The 1,469-nt window shown below is 60.9% G+C and carries 1 protein-coding gene; it reads right to left on the reverse strand.

The genetic code is table 11. The annotated features are described in order from the left end of the window. Positions 1-337: 337 nt before the first annotated feature. Complete coding sequence (locus OO57_RS44480; protein ID WP_324606823.1) at positions 338-1,183, reverse strand: zinc ribbon domain-containing protein; 846 nt, start codon at positions 1,181-1,183, stop codon at positions 338-340. Between the last annotated feature and the right edge of the window lie 286 nt (positions 1,184-1,469).

A 1,469-nucleotide genomic window follows, 5' to 3' on the forward strand; every position in this document is an offset into this window, starting at 1 on the left:
CGGCCTGCGCGCCCTGGCCCCCGCCCACCTCAAGCACCCGCAGCCCGCCGCGGACGGCCCGCTGCTGGACGAGGGCACCAGCGCCTACGACGACGACCGACCGCAGGGCTGACGGAGAGTCAGCCTGTGCTCGTGGGATGTCCTCGAGCACGCGGCGCCGACGTGCCCGCTCTCAGCCGATCCCCCCGGTGCGGTCGAGCTGCGAGCCGGGCTGGCCGACACCGAGATACTCGGAGTGAAGTTCCCCGATTTGCTCGGCATCGGCATGATCCGATGCGCAGTTCGACCGCACCTCGGGGTAGTGGCGTTTGACTGCCGAGAAGCAGTCAACGGGATATCAAGCTGCCCATTTGGGAACGATGCGATACTTCTCATCCAACGGGATCCCGCGCCCTTTATATACTTGAATACCGCCGATGACGGTTCGCAGAATTTTGTTCCGCTGATCCGGGCTGGCCATTCCCCACTCGGCTACGATTCCCATATATTCGGCGCGGGGGCGATCCTCTTGGCCAGGCTCAATCAGAGTGGTTCTCGGAGGCTGCCGCTCCTGGATCTCCTGCCGCTCTGACAGGATCTTTTCCTGACGCCGCCGGGCCGCATCGAGACTGATGGCGCCTACAGAAACAGCCTTGGCAAGGTTGTCCTCCTGCCGTTCAAGATCGGCTATTTCATCCTCCGCCGACCGCTCTTGAACGACAGTCGCTTGATGGGCGGACGCTCTCTCGATCCGATCCTGGAGATCAATTGGAGGATCTGGAATGTGCCGATCCAGCCAGTTTATGACATGCGTCTCGATGTGCTCAAGATTTCCATATCCAGATTCCCGGCACGTTCCCATATCCGACTGGGTCCGGCATCGCCAGGTGACGTCAAATGGATTCGGTCGCCCATTTATACTCGGGCGTCGCACCTTCTTGGCGCGCAGCATCGGTTGCATGGTGACCCCGCAATGGGGGCATTTAACTAGCCCGCTGACGGAGTATCTGACGGACTCTCGATCATTGATCACCGGGCGCCTTGGATAGGCCCCCCGATGCCTCGTGTACCGGTCCCATATCAGCTCGCATCGAACAGGGTCTGCAATGACCGGCTCATGCTGACCAGGAAGGTAGAGGCCATATTCCTCCGGCCTACGGGAACGGTTTCGGCGCTTCTTCAGTCCCCCTTTCCCTGTGTTCACCAGTTTGTGAAGCTGACCTGGGAGCCTGTAACGAACGAATCCGAGCCCGAACCCCGAGTCAAGTATGCCGTATAGGCGCGCAGGACTGACTGGGTTTCCAGTGATCGGATCCGTTACTCCAGCAGCAGCCCACCGGCGAGTTATCGATGTAATACTCCCGCCCGCCGAGGCGTGCTCGTAGGCATCAGCTAGACGAGTAGTTCCGAAGTGGGTCAGTGGTCGTAGGCGATGAGTGATCGGGTGACGGGTTGGCCGGTGGTGCGGTTGTGCCAGATCGCGCAGGTCA

This window comes from Kitasatospora phosalacinea (assembly GCF_000717185.1).
In the GTDB taxonomy this organism is placed as follows: Bacteria; Actinomycetota; Actinomycetes; order Streptomycetales; family Streptomycetaceae; genus Kitasatospora; species Kitasatospora phosalacinea_A.